This is a genomic window from Nostoc sp. WHI (assembly GCF_015714725.1).
Lineage (GTDB): Bacteria > Cyanobacteriota > Cyanobacteriia > Cyanobacteriales > Nostocaceae > Nostoc.
Map to the genome: position 1 here is coordinate 1 of NZ_WBKM01000141.1, position 3,396 is coordinate 3,396.

Genomic DNA, 3,396 nt, shown 5'->3' on the forward strand with positions numbered 1-3,396 from the left:
GAGTGGGGAGTGGGGAAATTTCTTCTTCACTACTCCCTACTCCCGATTCCCTACTCCCCAATTGAGTCGAATTCGGCACAAAGAACCCCGCCGGCAAAGATTGTTCCACCACCGGATGACGACCATCGACAATGTTTATCTCTCTTCCAGACAACATTTCTGGACGACAGTAACCTTGATGCACCGCCAACTCCGCCAAACCACACAACACATCCGCCGCCGCCACTGCACGAGATAGATTACGAATTACCTCCGCCTCTTGTCCTACCTCTTCTCGCAACGCCGTAAAAATCTCATATTCCAACTGATTTAAATCATCCCGCGCCGTGAGAATTCGGGCTTCCCGTTCCTTCAAATCTGGGGTGATGTAACGTTCCTCATTCGTCAGGGTTTGCTTACGGATGTAATTAGCGGGTACTTGGTCGGCTTTGGTGCGGGAAATACTAATGTAATAACCAAAGGTTTTGTTAAATCCTACCTTTAATGTAGAAATTCCTGTGCTAGCCCTCTCATCAACTTCCAAGTTGGCAATCCATTGCTGATCTGCTTCTACAGTCGCCTTTCTCTCATCTAACAGGGAATTGACGCTAGGGCGAATCAATCCGCCTTCTTTAATTTGTATGGGTGGCGACTCTACAAGATGCGCGTGTAACTTTTGTGCTAATTCTTCCAAAACACTTGGGACTTTCTGCAAAGCTTTGAGAAAGGGAGAACGCGCCTCAGTTACTAAGTGGGATAATTCTGGTAAGCGTGAGAGGGAATCTGCCAAAGCTACTAAATCTCTAGCATTAGCTGTACCAGAACCCGCCCTTCCTGTGAGGCGTTCCAAATCATAAATTTGGCGTAACAACTGCCGCAAATCTTGACGTAGGGGCGTATTTTCCATCAACTCTTGGATAGTATCTTGCCGCGCCCGAATGCCTTTAATATCGAGTAGGGGTTGCAACAACCACCGCCGCAGAGCACGCCCACCCATCGCTGTACTAGTTTTATCTAATGCCCACAGTAGGGAACCGTGAAAAGTCCCATCCCGGATAGTTTGGGTAATTTCCAAGTTACGGCGGGTTTGGCTGTCAACAATTAGGTAGTCGGTGGCGGTGTAGGTGCGGAGTTTCTGAAGGGAAACCGAGTTTTCTTTTTGGGTATCTTCCACGTATTCCAGAAGACCACCAGCTGCACGGACGGCGAGGGGAAGATGATCGCAACCGAGTCCTTCAAGCGATCGCACTTTAAATTTCTGCAATAATCTTGGTCTAGCTTCGCCTTGGGAAAAGGGAACTTGCGATCGCAAACTATAGCAAAATGATGCTGGCAAACACTGAGGTAGATGCGGCGAAGTTTCTCCGGGACGCAGCAAACTACCCAAATCGGGCGCATTTGTCGGAACTAGCACCTCGGAAGGTTGCAAGCGCATTAATTCTTGTGTCAGATGTTCCAAATCACTACCTTGAGTCGTGAGGAATTCCCCTGTGGAGATGTCTGCATAAGCTAATCCCCAATGATTTGCGGCAATTACTACTGCTGCTAGGTAATTATTGCGACTTGATTTCAGCATTCCCTCTTCTAGCAAAGTGCCAGGGGTGAGGATGCGCGTTACTTCTCGCCGCACCAATCTTCCAGCAGCTTCAGAAGCATCTTCCACTTGGTCGCAAATTACCACTGCATAGCCTTTTTCTACCAGCATCGTGGTGTAGCGTTCCCAAGCGTGGTGCGGAACACCAGACATCGCCACTCGCCCCTGGTCTCCAGCTTGCTTGCTAGTGAGGACTAATTCCAATTCTTGCGCTAGTTTTACAGCATCTTGGAAATAGCATTCAAAGAAATCTCCTACCCGATACAGCAACATTGCGTGAGGATATTTATCCTTCGTCTCGACATAGTGGAGGTACATTTGACTTAGCTTGGTGCGGTCTACCTGTCGATGGTCGGAAATGAAAGTACTTGCGTCGGGTTTGTTAGATGGAGTTTCAGAGTGAGAAGCGGTCATAGATGCTAGTGAGTTACGCGCGGAAATTCCACAATATCCGATGATAGCTTGATGTTAAAGATGAATTGCGATCGCTAAAGGTTTTTTTACCCTTTGTTATATTAGCTTGCTGATGTGGTCATTGTTGCTGTTAAAGTGGTGAACAGGCGATCGCAGTATGGGGAAGCCTTACGTACTTTGTCCACATCCAACAATTCTAAAAGCTTGGAGGCGTGTTTGATTTTTTGGTACTCACCCTTTGTAGTGTTACGAGTTGCAGTATTTAAGCTTCGTGCTAAATTATCTTTGTCGATAGTCTCCACATTAGCATTCTTGGAAATAGCATTTTCTTGAAATCCCTGTCCGTAAAATGTTTTCAGAGTTACGATATCACTAATAAACCAAGCTTCCATTGTTTGTACCATTAAATGGCAATGGCTATCATCAGTATTAGGTGGTGCATCCCAATTATCCCTAAACTTCAGATGCTCCCAAGGAGATTTTGTGGTAACAGATGCTTCTGCATCAACAAGCAACACATTAAAGGCTTCTGGATGAGATTTTAAAGCATTTCTAAAATCATGGAAAGCGTTATTACGAGAACCACAGATAGTTATATCCCATTTAATTTTTTGACTTTTAGCTATTTCTACAAGTGGTTTTAAAAATTGACTAAATCCTTGTCTAATTATAGCTTTCGTATTCTTTCCATCCCGACCACCTTCTATATAAATCCTCACCTCACTTACCATCGATTACCCCCAATTTCACCCATCCGCCAGAGGTCGCCAAGAGTATATTTTTCTAACCAGTTTTTCAATTTTTCAGGTTTAAGACGGCGGAGGTGAGAGCCTTTTTCATCGCGTTCACATATCAGAATTGATTCAGGATATTCACTCAAAGCAGAAACTAAAGCATCAGAATGAGTAGTAACTATGATTTGAGTTCGCCCTGATGCTTCTATTAACATTTCTGCAATAGTGGACAAAATATCTGGATGTAAACCAATCTCTGGTTCTTCAAGACAAATAAGTGGTGGTGGAGTTGGGTCAAGCAGTAAAGCCATTAAAAATAAATAACGAAGTGTACCATCAGATAAGCGATTTGCGGGAATTGGTTGAATAAGACCTTCTTCACGAATAAATATCTGTACTGTACCGCCATACAGCAATTCTCATTTTGAAAACAAAAGAAGATAAAGTCCTCTTGTTTACATAGAGAACTTCTGTCTAATTATGATTTATTTGAAAGATAATCATAATAATTAACTGAAGAGAAACAATTTTAAAAATCTGCCCATGAAAAAATAGATTTCAACTTATAAATATAGCTGAAATTCCGACCTACTTTGTAAATTCTCTTAATTAATAATCCTTACCTCCTCTCAAAAATTTGACATTTTTAACTAGAATTTACTTTTGTGAGAGGGA

At 43.1% G+C, this 3,396-nt stretch carries 3 protein-coding genes; all 3 read right to left on the reverse strand.

Features of this window, described 5'->3' with window-relative positions:
- Positions 1 to 1,987: DNA mismatch repair protein MutS (gene mutS / locus F8S12_RS14065; protein WP_196516881.1), on the reverse strand; the 1,987-nt coding region annotated here is incomplete at its 3' end.
- 101 nt (positions 1,988 to 2,088) lie between these two features.
- Positions 2,089 to 2,706, reverse strand: coding sequence for a DUF4276 family protein (locus F8S12_RS14070; RefSeq protein WP_331001390.1), 618 nt, complete (start codon positions 2,704 to 2,706; stop codon positions 2,089 to 2,091).
- 5 nt (positions 2,707 to 2,711) lie between these two features.
- A complete protein-coding gene (locus tag F8S12_RS14075; protein WP_230968009.1) occupies positions 2,712 to 3,137 on the reverse strand; it encodes an AAA family ATPase in 426 nt (141 codons plus the stop codon).
- Positions 3,138 to 3,396: the final 259 nt, after the last annotated feature.